Raw genomic sequence first — 14,462 nt, forward strand, 5'->3', positions numbered from 1 at the left:
ATCCAAAATAAACATAGCACGTGACAAAGTGACTTATCAACATGACACAATTGTAATACAATTTGAATTTGATTATGCGTTATACTAAAATACATAAGACTTATACAGATTAAATTTAACATAGATTATAGGGTGAATTATTTTCATTCATATTGTTAATCATCGACTCTCGTTTTATCATGATTTTCAACACTTTTATATTTAATGAATTTATTTGAAATTTATTATAGGGAAAGAATGTGAACAATGACACAGGAATTAAAAAGAGGGAAACATCGCAAAACGAAAATGCGTTATATGCCTGGCTTAGATGGCTTGAGGGCTATTGCTGTGTTAGGTATCATCATCTATCATCTCAATAGAAGATGGCTAACGGGCGGCTTTATAGGCGTAGATACATTTTTTGTCATTTCGGGATACTTAATCACAAGTTTACTATTAAAAGAATACGAAGAAAAAGGAATTATTAACCTTAGACAATTCTGGATACGACGAATTAAACGATTACTTCCAGCGGTTGTCACGCTCTTAATGGTAGTCGGCATTGCTACATTAATCTTTGAGCCACAACAAATTGTACGAGTAAAGCATGATATTCTAGCAGCACTATTTTACGTATCAAACTGGTGGTATATTGCTAAAGATGTAAATTACTTTGAACAATTTTCATTTATGCCTTTAAAACACTTATGGTCACTTGCAATTGAAGAACAGTTTTATTTATTTTTCCCATTTGTGTTAGTCATTTTGTTATTAACAATTAAAAAATATCGTAATGTTACCCTTATTTTTTGGATTGTTTCGCTTATATCATTGTTAGCGATGGTCATCATTTCACAACCTGACGTCGGTTACTCACGCGTGTATTTCGGAACAGACACACGCTTACAAACATTATTACTCGGTGTGATTTTGGCGTTTGTATGGCCACCATTTAAGCTAAAAGCAAACCCTCCAGTTGTCTTACAGCGTGCTATCGATGGCATAGGGATTATAGGCTTAATTACATTAATTCTCCTATTCTTTACAGTCAGTGACAGCAGTGCTTGGATTTATAATGGAGGCTTTTACTTAATCTCAGGTATGACGCTCTTCGTCATCGCAAGTGTCGTCCATCCGACAAGTATATTAGCTAAACTAATTGGAAACCCGGTCTTTGTCTATATTGGACAACGTTCATACAGTTTATACTTATGGCACTTTGCAGTTATTAGTTTCATACATATCCATTTTATAGATGGTCAAATACCAGCCTATGTATATATAGTAGATATTATATTAACTGGCTTATTTGCCGAGTTATCTTATCGCTATGTTGAAACACCATTTAGAAAAGAAGGGCTTAAAGCATTTTCATTTAATCGACTACAACGCCCTAAATTCATTAGAACCATTGTAGCTATTGTCGCAGCTCTTCCATTACTATTGATCTTTGTTGGCGCATTTGATCGTTTTGGAAAAGATGAAATTGATAACAAGGCAAACTCATTTAATACGAATGAAGTAGATAAATACTTGGTAAGAATGATGCCTGGTGAAAATATTCATCTTGATGGCTCAACAAGTGAAAGTAAGGAAAAAGACCAAGTCGATACGAATATTAGTCCATTATTAATTGGTGATTCGGTAATGGTAGATATTGGGGAAACATTTAAATCACGAGCACCTAAAGCAACTATCGATGGTAAAGTTGGACGTCATTTACAAGAAGCGTTAACTATTGCTGGTAATTATTCAAATTATAATAAACCATCAAATCAAGTGGTATTAGAACTTGGAACGAATGGAGGCTTCTCTGAAAATGAATTGAACCAACTTATCAGTAAATTTGGAGATGCCCAAATTTATTTAGTGAATACGCGTGTACCACGTGATTGGCAAGATGATGTTAATAAACACCTTGCTAATGCTGCTAAAAAGCATAAAAACGTGACATTAGTTGACTGGTATAAACGTTCAGAAGGGCATTCTGAATATTTCGCCTCAGACGGTATTCATTTAGAGAATAGCGGCGTTAAAGCATTGTCAGATGAAATTATTAAGACAATCAAAAGTAATAAGAAAAATAAATAAGATTGACTAGTTGAAAATTGTACTACTTTTAAGTACTTTCATTTCTAGTACACTTTGTAGGAGCGAGACAACGAAATCTGTGAACTTTCATTTGATTTCAGTCTTGCTCCTTTTTCATATTAAAAAAGTTTGACCATACTATCTGAAAATGCCGTTAGGTTTGATGTTTAAAATAAGCGCCATCGTGATAAATATTTTAAGTAATAGTAATTAAAATGTTGTCATATTAGGCTTTAAGCTTTGCATAAATTAACTTAAAAAGTTAAGTATAATTGTTGCTTAATAGTCAAATAGGGATTATAATGTATTTAAGGTCAAAGAAAGTCAAAGTCAAAAAAGAAGTATTTGACCTGGCTCTTATCAAATAAGTAGGGGTGACAAATTTGGATATTAATCAAATGACATATACCGTTCAAAGTGCATTACAAAAAGCAGTTGAACTTAGTAAAGAATATGAATTACAAAACATTGAAGTTGAAGCTATATTAAAAGGAACGTTAGATGAAAGTGACAGTTTATTTAAAAGCATACTAGAACGTGCAAATATCGATACTGAAGAATTAAATCAAGCTTACAATAATAAATTAAAAAATTATCCTTCAGTCCAAGGTGACAATGTTCAATATGGACAATATATTAGTCAAAAAGCAAATGAGTTATTAAATAAAGCAGAATCGTACATGAATGATTACGAAGATCAATATATTTCAATGGAACATATCTTGCGTGCTGCAATGGACATTGATGAAACAACTCAACAATATGTCGGAAATAAAGCAGAAGTTGTTAAAGAAATTATTACTAAAGTTAGAGGGGGAAATCATGTGACTTCACAAAATCCAGAAGTAAACTATGAAGCATTAGAAAAATATGGTCGTGACTTAGTAGAAGAAGTTCGCCAAGGTAAAATGGACCCTGTCATCGGTAGAGATGAAGAAATTCGAAATACGATTAGAATTTTAAGTCGTAAAACAAAAAATAACCCAGTATTAATCGGGGAACCTGGTGTAGGTAAAACAGCTATTGTCGAAGGCATAGCTCAACGTATTGTACGTAAAGACGTACCTGAATCTTTATTAGACAAAACTATTTTTGAATTAGATTTAAGTGCTTTAGTTGCTGGTGCTAAATTCAGAGGTGAGTTTGAAGAACGTTTAAAAGCAGTGCTTAAAGAAGTTAAAGAAGCTGAAGGACGTATTATCTTATTCATCGATGAAATTCACATGCTAGTAGGCGCTGGTAAAACAGATGGCGCTATGGATGCAGGCAATATGTTAAAACCAATGTTAGCACGTGGTGAATTACACTGTATCGGTGCAACAACACTCAATGAATATCGTGAATATATTGAAAAAGATTCAGCCTTAGAACGTCGTTTCCAAAAAGTAGGCGTAAGTGAACCAGATGTAGAAGATACAATCTCTATCTTACGTGGATTAAAAGAACGTTATGAAGTATATCATGGTGTGCGTATTCAAGACCGTGCATTGGTAGCAGCTGCCGAGTTATCAGATCGCTATATTACAGATAGATTTTTACCTGATAAAGCGATTGATTTAGTAGACCAAGCTTGTGCAACTATTCGTACAGAAATGGGTTCAAACCCAACTGAATTAGACCAAGTCAATCGACGCGTTATGCAATTAGAAATTGAAGAAAGTGCATTGAAAAATGAATCTGACAACGCTAGTAAACTACGTCTTGAAGAACTACAAGAAGAGCTTTCAAATGAAAAAGAAAAACAAAGTGCATTACAATCTCGTGTAGAACAAGAAAAAGAAAAAATTGCTAAAGTACAAGAAAAACGTGCCGAGTTAGACCGTAGTCGTCAAGCTTTAGAAGATGCTCAAACAGAAGGTAACCTTGAAAAAGCAGCCGAATTACAATATGGTACGATTCCTCAATTAGAGAAAGAATTAAAAGAATTTGAAGAGGCATATCAAGATGAACAAGGCGACAGTGAACGCATGATTCGCGAAGTCGTATCTGATGAAGAAATTGGCGATATCGTTAGTCAATGGACAGGCATTCCAGTATCTAAATTAGTTGAAACAGAAAGAGAAAAACTACTCAACTTAGGCGACATCTTACATGAAAGTGTAGTAGGCCAAGATAAAGCAGTAGATTTAGTATCTGATGCCGTTGTAAGAGCTCGTGCTGGTATTAAAGACCCTAACAGACCAATCGGTAGTTTCTTATTCCTTGGACCGACTGGTGTAGGTAAAACTGAATTAGCTAAATCACTCGCAGCGTCATTATTCGACTCTGAAAAACACATGATCCGAATTGATATGAGTGAATATATGGAAAAACATTCTGTTTCTAGATTGATTGGAGCGCCTCCAGGTTATGTAGGCCACGATGAAGGTGGTCAATTAACTGAAGCAGTTAGACGTAATCCTTATTCAGTAATCTTATTAGACGAAGTTGAAAAAGCGCACAGCGACGTCTTCAACGTGTTACTACAAATTCTAGACGAAGGACGTTTGACAGATTCTAAAGGTCGTAGTGTAGACTTCAAAAATACGATTATTATTATGACAAGTAATATCGGTTCACAAGTACTTCTTGAAAATGTTAAAGATACTGGTGAAATTACGGATGATACTGAAAAAGCTGTCATGGATAGCTTACACGCATTCTTCAAACCCGAAATCTTAAACCGTATGGATGATATCGTCTTATTTAGACCATTATCAGTAAATGATATGAGCATGATTGTCGATAAAATCTTAACTCAACTAAATATACGTTTAATGGATCAACGTATTTCAATTAAAGTTTCAGATGAAGCTAAAAAATGGTTAGGTGAAGAAGCTTACGAACCACAATTTGGTGCAAGACCATTAAAACGTTTCGTTCAACGTCAAATTGAAACACCATTAGCACGTATGATGATTAAAGAAAATATGCCTGAAGGTACATTAATTAATGTAGATTTAAACGAGGAACAAGATTTAACATTTGATGTACAACAACCAACAACTGAATAATCTAAAAGTTAAATAATAAAGTGACTAAATGAATAAAAGCTCTCTTCAAAGTCGATATAAAATACTTTGAAGAGAGTTATTTTTTGTACTAAAAAATACACGCCCAACTTTGAGTATTAATTCAAAGTTGAAACGTGTATATTATGAGACGTAATTAAAATATAATTATCTGTTACCTTTGCGGGCAAAATCATTAGGTTTGATTAACGCGCCAAAAATCGCAATAAATATTGTGAAAATTACTGCTAGAATAATAGGTGTAATAAAGTTTAATGAGCCGCCACCGTTTAAACTATTTAGCACGAAGTTCACCATTTGTAATAAAATTAATGCCCAAATAAATGTTACGAGGTATTTCATACCAATGACCTCCATAGTTTATATAGTTCCATTTTAATGTAAACTATCTTCTTTGTATAGGGATACTAGTTAAGTGTTTCAAAAACGTCTTAAATTTTCACGCTGATGTATATTTCTTTAATTTTCAACAAGAAAGCGCAATATTGAAAGGGTAACTACTTGAGTTGATATAAAAAAGTGTGTTAAATTAATACCTGGTATTAAAAAATGAAGTAAGAAGGTGTGCGTTCATGAACGTAGGTATAAAAGGATTTGGTGCTTATGCGCCAGAAAAAGTTGTAGATAACGCCTATTTTGAAAGCTTTTTAGAAACTTCTGACGAATGGATTTCTAAAATGACTGGTATTAAAGAAAGACGTTGGGCTAGAGAAGACCAAGATACATCCGATTTAGCATATGAAGCAAGTAAAAAAGCCATTGCAGATGCAGGTATTGAGCCTAAAGATATAGATATGATTATTGTTGCAACAGCTACTGGGGACACACCATTCCCATCAGTTGCGAATATTTTACAAGATAAATTAGGTACTGACAAAGTACCAACAATGGACCAATTAGCAGCATGTTCAGGATTTATGTATTCAATGATTACTGCAAAACAATACATACAATCAGGTGATTATAAAAATATATTAGTTGTAGGTGCAGATAAATTATCTAAGATTACTGATTTAACTGACCGTTCAACAGCCGTTTTATTCGGTGATGGCGCTGGGGCCGTAGTGATTGGTGAAGTTTCTGAAGGCCGAGGCATTATTAGTTATGAAATGGGATCTGACGGTTCAGGTGGAAAATACTTATACTTGAACAGAGATACTGGTAAACTAGTAATGAATGGACGTGAAGTGTTTAAATTTGCTGTAAGAATTATGGGCAATGCTTCTACACGCGTCGTAGAAAAAGCAGGTTTACAATCTGAGGATATTGATATGTTTATTCCTCACCAAGCAAACATCAGAATTATGGAATCCGCACGTGAAAGATTAGGTATAGAAAAAGAAAAAATGAGTGTTTCTGTGAATCGCTTTGGTAACACTTCTGCAGCTTCAATACCTTTAAGTATTCAACAAGAATTAGAAAACGGAAAAATTAAAGACGATGATACTTTAGTATTAGTAGGTTTCGGTGGCGGCCTAACTTGGGGCGCTATGGTTATCAAATGGGGTAAATAGGAGGATATAATGTATGACTGAAAATAAAAGAGTTGTAATTACAGGTATGGGTGCATTATCACCTATCGGAAATGATGTCCAGACAAGTTGGGACAACGCATTAAAAGGCGTTAATGGTATTGATACAATTACACGTGTAGATACTGAAGGCTATAACGTTCATCTAGCTGGTGAATTAAAAGACTTCAATATTGAAGACCATATTGAGAAGAAAGAAGCACGTCGAATGGACCGTTTTACTCAATACGCTGTTGTAGCTGCAAGACAAGCGGTAGAAGATGCGAAATTAGCTATTAACGAAGATACTGCAAACCGTATTGGTGTATGGATTGGTTCAGGTATCGGTGGTATGGAAACATTTGAAATTGCCCATAGCACGTTACAGAAGAAAGGTCCAAGAAGAGTAAGTCCATTCTTCGTACCAATGTTAATTCCAGATATGGCTACTGGCCAAGTTTCTATTGATCTAGGCGCAAAAGGGCCAAACGGATCAACGGTAACTGCATGTGCTACTGGTACAAATTCTATCGGTGAAGCATTTAAAATCATCCAACGTGGAGACGCAGACGCGATGATTACAGGCGGTACTGAAGCACCTATTACACATATGGCACTTGCTGGATTTAGCGCAAGTCGTGCATTATCAACGAATGATGATAAAGAAACAGCTTGCCGTCCTTTCCAAGAAGGTCGTGATGGATTTGTTATGGGCGAAGGTGCCGGTATTTTAGTGATTGAATCATTAGAATCTGCCCAAGCTCGTGGTGCACAAATTTATGCTGAAATTGTGGGCTATGGTACAACAGGTGATGCATATCATATCACTGCTCCAGCTCCAGAAGGTGAAGGCGGTTCACGTGCTATGCAAGCAGCTTTAGATGATGCTGGTATTGAAGCTAAAGATGTTCAATATTTAAATGCACATGGTACAAGCACACCGGTAGGCGACATGTACGAAATTAAAGCCATTAAAAACACATTCGGCGACGCTGCGAAGAACTTGAAGATTAGTTCAACTAAATCAATGACTGGTCACTTATTAGGTGCAACAGGTGGACTAGAAGCCATCTTCTCAGCATTATCAATTCGTGATTCTAAAGTTGCACCAACGATTCATGCGCATACGCCAGACCCTGAATGTGACTTAGATATTATCCCTAATGAAGCACAAGATTTAGATATTACGTACGCTATGAGTAATAGTCTTGGCTTTGGTGGACATAATGCAGTATTAGTATTTAAGAAATTCGAAGCTTAAATTTATTTTTTGAAAATGAAGAACAAATAGAACATGCCTCAAAATAATCTTATGTAGAGTGAAGATTGTTTTGAGGCATTTTTTTGTATTTAAATAATTATAATAACAGGATGATACTATAAAATAAGTGAAAACACGATGGTCAAAAGAAAAAATAATGCATTACATAATAAAGATGGCGCTATCCATGATTCAACAATATAATACTCTCTCTTAGCTTGTTGTGGATTAAAGAAAGAATCATGTTCCATTGTTTTTTTCTTTGCACGAGAAGACATTTGATAGCGAATTCTTCTAAAACCATAACTCGTCGCATCAAAAATTCCTTCCTGAACTAAAAGAATAAGATAAATAATTATAAAAATGATAAGTGATATGTAGAATAAAATATCTAAAAAAGAAACGAGTGTATGAGTTGTGAAAAACAACCATATAATAAGCGTTAGAAGTGGCGTAATACTAAGCCATACTATCCAGTTTTTTAAATTCTTCATAAATGTAACCCCCGACTGAAGATTAAACTTATTTTAACTTAAATTTACCAATTAAACACCTTAAACTTTAAATAATTAAAATTATATATTAGAAAATTACTTCCTTAAAAATTTATATAAGCAACTGTTTTTTTAATTTTGTGAAAATTATATTGCAATTATATTGCAATTATATGAAAATTATATATATAATATTACTAAATATTTCTGAAAATTTTGAAGGGAATGTTAATTTTGAAAATTTGATAAGGGGGTTATGGAATGACGCGATATGTTTTAAAACGTTTGGGATATATGTTCTTATCGCTATTCATTATTATTACGATTACATTTTTCCTAATGAAGATGATGCCGGGTTCACCTTTTAACGATGCTAAGTTAAGTGTTGAACAAAAGGCCATTCTTAATGAGAAATATGGACTCAATGATCCTGTAGCAGTGCAGTATCTACATTATTTGAAAAATGTAATTACTGGAGACTTTGGTTATTCATTTCAATATCACAATCAACCGGTATGGGAGCTTATAAGACCGAGATTGATTCCATCAATGGAAATGGGTATAACAGCGATGATTATCGGTGTAATTTTAGGTTTGATCCTTGGTGTTGCAGCAGCTACTAAACAAAACACATGGGTAGATTATACAACTACTGTTATTTCAGTAATTGCTGTGTCTGTTCCTTCTTTCGTATTAGCCGTACTTTTACAATATGTATTTGCGGTGCGTCTAAGATGGTTTCCGGTTGCAGGATGGGAAGGATTTTCAACAGCAGTATTACCTTCGCTAGCATTATCAGCCAGTGTCATGGCGACGGTTGCACGGTATATCAGAGCTGAAATGATAGAAGTTTTAAGTTCGGATTACATATTATTAGCAAGAGCAAAGGGGAACTCTTCAATGCGTGTCTTATTTGGGCATGCTTTAAGAAACGCATTAATTCCAATTATCACAATTATTGTACCTATGTTAGCAGGAATTTTAACAGGTACATTAACCATTGAGAATATCTTTGGCGTGCCAGGTTTAGGGGACCAATTCGTACGCTCTATTACAACAAATGATTTCTCAGTGATAATGGCAACTACTATTTTATTTAGTACACTATTTATCGTTTCAATTTTTATCGTAGATATTCTATATGGCGTGATTGACCCTAGAATTCGTGTTCAAGGAGGTAAGAAATAATGGCAAATGACAAATTTAGTAAACCATTTGATGATCATTCAAATGCAGCTATGACACATACCTCTGAAGGCATTGCAGCATCTGATTTCGTAATAAGAGATTTAGATTTAAATAGAGAACCAGAAATGCAACGTGAGAGTAAAAACTTCTGGCAAGATGCTTGGACACAATTAAAAGGAAATAAACTTGCAGTGGTAGGTTTAGTAGGGTTAATTCTAATTGTTATCTTAGCTTTTGTAGGGCCACTATTGAGCGATCACGATTATGCAGAACAAGATGTTGTTCGACGAAATTTACCAGCTAAAATACCTGTACTAGATAAAGTTTCATTCCTACCATTTGATGGTACTGGTGCGGACGGTACGAATGCTTATAAAGACGCAGGCGTTAAAGAAAACTTCTGGTTTGGTACAGACCAATTAGGACGCGACCTATGGACACGTACTTGGAAAGGCGCTCAAATCTCACTCTTTATCGGTGTCGTAGCAGCTATCTTAGATATTTTTATCGGTGTGGTTTATGGTGCAGTGTCTGGTTTCTTTGGCGGACGTATAGATAATATCATGCAAAGAATTCTTGAAATTATTGAATCAATTCCAAACCTTATCGTTGTAATTTTATTTGTACTTATTTTTGAACCATCAATTTGGACAATTATTTTAGCGATGTCTATCACAGGCTGGTTAGGAATGAGTAGGGTTATACGTGGGGAATTTTTAAAATTAAAAAATCAAGAATTTGTAATGGCATCACGAACACTAGGTGCCTCTAAATTCAATTTAATATTCAAACATATTCTACCTAATACATTAGGTGCAATCGTAGTAACATCAATGTTTACTGTACCAAGTGCAATCTTTTTCGAAGCATTCTTAAGCTTCATCGGTATCGGCGTGCCAGCACCTCAAACTTCATTAGGTTCATTAGTCAACGACGGACGCGCGATGTTACTGATTCATCCACACGAATTATTTATTCCAGCTACGATATTAAGTTTATTGATTTTATTCTTCTATCTGTTTAGTGATGGATTACGTGATGCATTTGACCCTAAAATGCGTAAATAATAAAGGAGGCAAACGTTATGTCAGAAAGAATTTTAGAAGTTAATGACTTGCATGTTTCCTTTGATATTACGGCTGGGGAAGTGCAAGCAGTTAGAGGCGTTGATTTTTATTTGAATAAGGGAGAAACGTTAGCAATTGTAGGTGAATCAGGTTCAGGTAAATCTGTAACTACAAAGGCGATTACAAAGCTATTCCAAGGGGATGCAGGAAGAATTAAACAAGGAACGATTAACTTTCTTGGTGAAGACTTGGCTGTTAAATCTGAAAATGAACTAATCAAATTACGTGGTAAAGATATTTCAATGATTTTCCAAGACCCTATGACTTCACTTAACCCAACGATGCAAATAGGGAAGCAAGTTATGGAACCATTGATGAAACATCGTAATTATAGTAAATCTGAAGCTAAAAAACGAGCTTTAGAAATCTTAAATTTAGTAGGTTTACCAAATGCTGAAAAACGATTTAAAGCTTATCCACATCAATTCTCAGGTGGACAAAGACAAAGAATTGTTATTGCAACAGCATTAGCGTGTGAACCTAAAGTATTAATCGCAGACGAACCAACTACAGCGTTGGATGTAACGATGCAAGCTCAAATATTAGACTTAATGAAAGAATTACAACAAAAAATTGATACATCAATTATTTTTATCACGCATGATTTAGGCGTAGTCGCTAATATCGCTGATAGAGTAGCGGTAATGTATGGAGGACAAATGGTAGAAACAGGCGATGTAGATGAAATCTTCTACGATCCGAGACACCCTTATACATGGGGTTTACTATCATCTATGCCAGATTTAACAACTAGTAACGATACAGAATTACTTGCAATTCCAGGTACACCACCAGATTTATTACATCCACCTAAAGGCGATGCATTTGCAAGAAGAAGTCAGTACGCTTTAGATATTGATTTTAAACAAGCGCCTCCATGGTTCAAAGTGTCACCAACACATTTCGTGAAATCTTGGCTATTAGATGAACGTGCACCTCAAGTAAATCCACCAGAAATGGTTAAAAAGAGACAACGACCAATGCCTAATAATTACGACAAGCCACATCAAGTAGAAAGGGTGTCGTTCAATGAAGGATAATTCAGTATTATTAGAGATAAAAAACTTAAAACAATATTTTAATGAAGGTAAACGTAACGAAGTAAGAGCCATTGAAGATATCTCTTTTAATATATATAAAGGGGAAACGTTAGGATTAGTAGGAGAATCTGGTTGTGGTAAATCAACTACTGGTAAAGCTATTATCAAACTAAACGATATTACGAGTGGAGAAATTTTATACGAAGGTCAAGATATTCAAAAAATATCTAAACGTAAAGATTTATTAAAATTTAATAAAAAAATCCAAATGATTTTCCAAGACCCGTATGCATCTCTTAATCCTAGATTGAAAGTAATGGATATTGTCGCAGAGGGCATTGACATTCATAAATTAGCTAGCGATAAGAAAGATCGTAAACGACGTGTCTATGACTTACTTGAAACAGTAGGATTAAGTAAAGAACACGCCAATCGATATCCGCATGAATTCTCTGGAGGTCAACGACAACGTATAGGTATTGCACGAGCGTTAGCAGTAGAACCGGAGTTTATTATTGCAGATGAACCAATCTCAGCGTTGGACGTTTCTATCCAAGCACAAGTTGTAAACTTAATGTTGAAACTTCAAAAAGAAAGAGGCATTACTTTCTTATTTATTGCGCATGATTTATCAATGGTGAAATATATTTCAGACCGTATTGCAGTCATGCATTTTGGTAAAATTGTTGAACTTGGTTCAGCAGACGAGATTTACTATCATCCATTACATGATTATACGAAATCACTATTATCAGCTATTCCACAACCTGACCCGGATAGTGAAAGAACGCGTAAACGTGTCGTTTATAAAGAAGATGAGTCTAAAAATTCAGAGCGTAGACTTCAAGAAATCAGACCACAACATTATGTGTTTGTAACTGATGAAGAAGCGGCGCGATTAAAAGAAGAACTTCAAACGCCAAGTGTTTAAAACTGGGAAAGGAGGATGAGGAGATTATGAGATATTACAAGTATATCGCGTTATTATTAACTATGATTTTAGTACTTTCTGCGTGTAGTAATAAAAAAAGTTTGTATTCAGATGAAGGTCAAGTATTTAGAAAAGTAATTACACAAGATATGACTACTTTAGACACAGCATTAATCACTGATGCAGTTTCTGGTGATATAGCAGGTCAAGCGTTTGAAGGTTTATATTCTATCGATAAAGACGATAAAGTTGTCTTAGGTGTAGCTAAAGATATGCCTAAAAAAAGTAATGGCGGTAAAACTTTAACAGTAGATTTAAGAAAAGACGCTAAATGGTCAAATGGAGACCCGGTAACTGCAGAAGACTTTGTATTCGCATGGAGAAAAGTAGTAGATCCGAAAACAGCATCTGAATTTGCATACATAATGAGTGATATTAAAAATGCGGATTTAGTTAATACAGGTAAAAAACCGGTAAACCAATTGGGTATTAAAGCTTTAAATAAGTATAAATTACAAATTGATTTAGAAAGACCTGTCCCATATATTAATGAGTTACTTACTTTAAATACATTCGATCCTCAAGATGCTAAAATTGCTAAAAAGTATGGCGAAAGATATGGAACTAATGCTGATAGAGCAGTATACAATGGGCCGTTTAAAGTAACGAATTGGCAAGTTGAAGATAAAATTCAATTAGCTAAAAACAATCAGTACTGGGATAAAGAAAATGTAAAATTAGATAAAGTGAACTATAAAGTATTAAAAGATAACCAAGCAGGGGCATCACTATACGATACGGGTTCAGTAGATGATACAATTATTACATCAGAACAGGTAGATAAATATAAAGGAAATAAAGAATTAAATTATAGATTAACTGCTGCAACTTTCTTTATTAAAATGAATGAAAAAACAGTCCCAGAATTTAAAAATAAACATCTTAGATTAGCCGTTGCTCAAGCTATCAATAAAAAGGGCTACGTTAAATCAGTACTTAATGATGGTTCATTAGCTTCAAATAACTTCACTGGTGTTGGTACATCTAAGACTCCGGATGGTAAAGATTTTGCAAGTACAGTTAAATCTCCATTAGTTTATAACCCTAAAGAAGCTAAAGAAAACTGGGAGTTAGCTCAAAAAGAACTAGGTAAAAAAGAAGTAACATTTACAATGAATACTCAAGACACACCTATTTCTAAAGTTGCTGCTGAATATATCAAATCACAAATTGAAACTAATTTACCAGGGGTAACGTTAAAAATAAAACAAATGCCATTTAAACAAAAAACAACATTAGAATTAGCAGGCGATTTTGAAGCTTCATATTCAGGATGGAGCCCTGATTATCCTGATCCGACTGCATTTTTAGAAACGATGACTAAAGATAATGCTCAAAATAATACAGATTGGGATAATAAAGAATATAATGAAATCATTAAAGAAACAAATGGTTCTTTATTACGCGAACCAGAAAAAAGAAATGAAGCTTTAAAACAAGCTGAGAGTATATTACTTCATGATGCACCAGTAGCTCCAGTTTATCAAAAAGGGGAAGCACATTTAACTAACCCTCAAGTAAAAGGTCTACAATACCATAAAGTAGGACCTGATACTACGTTGAAACATGTGTATATCGATAAATCAATCGATCGTGAAACTGGTGAGAAAAAGAAAGATAAATAATTAATTTTCTATGAAACAGTCTTGATTTATATCGAGGCTGTTTTTTTAAGTATTTTTTACAAGAATTTAGAGGTTAACTAATTTGAAAATTTTAAAAGTATAATTATCAGAAAATTCTAAAATATAACTTGTTATTTTTTC

11 protein-coding genes are annotated in these 14,462 nt (G+C 34.2%); 9 read left to right on the plus strand and 2 right to left on the minus strand.

All coding sequences use genetic code 11. The features are described from left to right. The first annotated feature begins 246 nt into the window (after positions 1–246). Both HS848_RS01790 and clpB read left to right on the plus strand, forming a co-directional pair. Positions 247–2,073, plus strand: a complete 1,827-nt coding sequence (locus HS848_RS01790; RefSeq protein ID WP_198611044.1) for an acyltransferase family protein — start codon at positions 247–249, stop codon at positions 2,071–2,073. Positions 2,074–2,456: 383 nt separating this feature from the next. Beyond that, positions 2,457–5,066, plus strand: a complete 2,610-nt coding sequence (gene clpB / locus HS848_RS01795) for an ATP-dependent chaperone ClpB (RefSeq protein WP_198611045.1) — start codon at positions 2,457–2,459, stop codon at positions 5,064–5,066. 165 nt (positions 5,067–5,231) lie between these two features. On the opposite strand, the gene HS848_RS01800 is transcribed toward clpB, so the two are convergent. Then, entirely contained in the window at positions 5,232–5,426 is a 195-nt protein-coding gene (locus HS848_RS01800; RefSeq protein WP_107507458.1) for a YjzD family protein, read from the minus strand. 230 nt (positions 5,427–5,656) lie between these two features. Here HS848_RS01800 and HS848_RS01805 point away from each other — a divergent pair, with 230 nt between their 5' ends. After that, on the plus strand, positions 5,657–6,598 hold the full coding sequence (locus HS848_RS01805) for a beta-ketoacyl-ACP synthase III (RefSeq protein WP_107507459.1): 942 nt from the start codon (positions 5,657–5,659) through the stop codon (positions 6,596–6,598). Between the two features lie 13 nt (positions 6,599–6,611). After that, a complete protein-coding gene (gene fabF, locus HS848_RS01810; RefSeq protein ID WP_103166361.1) occupies positions 6,612–7,856 on the plus strand; it encodes a beta-ketoacyl-ACP synthase II in 1,245 nt (414 codons plus the stop codon). A gap of 116 nt (positions 7,857–7,972) precedes the next feature. On the opposite strand, the gene HS848_RS01815 is transcribed toward fabF, so the two are convergent. Continuing rightward, positions 7,973–8,350 (minus strand): DUF3899 domain-containing protein, encoded by a 378-nt coding sequence (locus tag HS848_RS01815; RefSeq protein ID WP_198611046.1) that lies wholly within the window; start codon positions 8,348–8,350, stop codon positions 7,973–7,975. Positions 8,351–8,611: 261 nt separating this feature from the next. Here HS848_RS01815 and opp3b point away from each other — a divergent pair, with 261 nt between their 5' ends. From opp3b to HS848_RS01840, 5 genes are read left to right on the plus strand one after another with little or no spacing between them, the layout of a single operon-like run. Beyond that, positions 8,612–9,538: an oligopeptide ABC transporter permease gene (gene opp3b / locus HS848_RS01820; protein WP_103166359.1), complete on the plus strand. Its 927-nt coding sequence runs from the start codon at positions 8,612–8,614 to the stop codon at positions 9,536–9,538. After that, positions 9,538–10,605: an oligopeptide ABC transporter permease gene (opp3C, locus tag HS848_RS01825; RefSeq protein WP_198611047.1), complete on the plus strand. Its 1,068-nt coding sequence runs from the start codon at positions 9,538–9,540 to the stop codon at positions 10,603–10,605. Before opp3b ends, opp3C begins: the two co-directional genes overlap by 1 nt. Positions 10,606–10,622: 17 nt before the next feature. Next, positions 10,623–11,705: an ABC transporter ATP-binding protein gene (locus HS848_RS01830; protein WP_107508631.1), complete on the plus strand. Its 1,083-nt coding sequence runs from the start codon at positions 10,623–10,625 to the stop codon at positions 11,703–11,705. Beyond that, positions 11,695–12,636, plus strand: coding sequence for an ABC transporter ATP-binding protein (locus HS848_RS01835; protein WP_198611048.1), 942 nt, complete (start codon positions 11,695–11,697; stop codon positions 12,634–12,636). The genes HS848_RS01830 and HS848_RS01835 overlap by 11 nt, the downstream gene beginning before the upstream one ends. Positions 12,637–12,662: 26 nt before the next feature. Then, complete coding sequence (locus tag HS848_RS01840) at positions 12,663–14,321, plus strand: peptide ABC transporter substrate-binding protein (RefSeq protein ID WP_198611049.1); 1,659 nt, start codon at positions 12,663–12,665, stop codon at positions 14,319–14,321. The last annotated feature ends 141 nt before the right edge of the window (positions 14,322–14,462 follow it).

The sequence above is a fragment of the Staphylococcus caledonicus genome, assembly GCF_016238465.1.
Classification (GTDB): domain Bacteria; phylum Bacillota; class Bacilli; order Staphylococcales; family Staphylococcaceae; genus Staphylococcus; species Staphylococcus caledonicus.

Coding starts and splice junctions, on each gene's coding strand:
- HS848_RS01790 (WP_198611044.1), top strand. CDS start 247: ATGACACAGGAATTAAAAAGAGGGAAACATCGCAAAACGAAAATGCGT.
- HS848_RS01800 (WP_107507458.1), bottom strand. CDS start 5,426: ATGAAATACCTCGTAACATTTATTTGGGCATTAATTTTATTACAAATG.
- HS848_RS01805 (WP_107507459.1), top strand. CDS start 5,657: ATGAACGTAGGTATAAAAGGATTTGGTGCTTATGCGCCAGAAAAAGTT.
- fabF (WP_103166361.1), top strand. CDS start 6,612: ATGACTGAAAATAAAAGAGTTGTAATTACAGGTATGGGTGCATTATCA.
- HS848_RS01815 (WP_198611046.1), bottom strand. CDS start 8,350: ATGAAGAATTTAAAAAACTGGATAGTATGGCTTAGTATTACGCCACTT.
- opp3b (WP_103166359.1), top strand. CDS start 8,612: ATGACGCGATATGTTTTAAAACGTTTGGGATATATGTTCTTATCGCTA.
- opp3C (WP_198611047.1), top strand. CDS start 9,538: ATGGCAAATGACAAATTTAGTAAACCATTTGATGATCATTCAAATGCA.
- HS848_RS01830 (WP_107508631.1), top strand. CDS start 10,623: ATGTCAGAAAGAATTTTAGAAGTTAATGACTTGCATGTTTCCTTTGAT.
- HS848_RS01835 (WP_198611048.1), top strand. CDS start 11,695: ATGAAGGATAATTCAGTATTATTAGAGATAAAAAACTTAAAACAATAT.
- HS848_RS01840 (WP_198611049.1), top strand. CDS start 12,663: ATGAGATATTACAAGTATATCGCGTTATTATTAACTATGATTTTAGTA.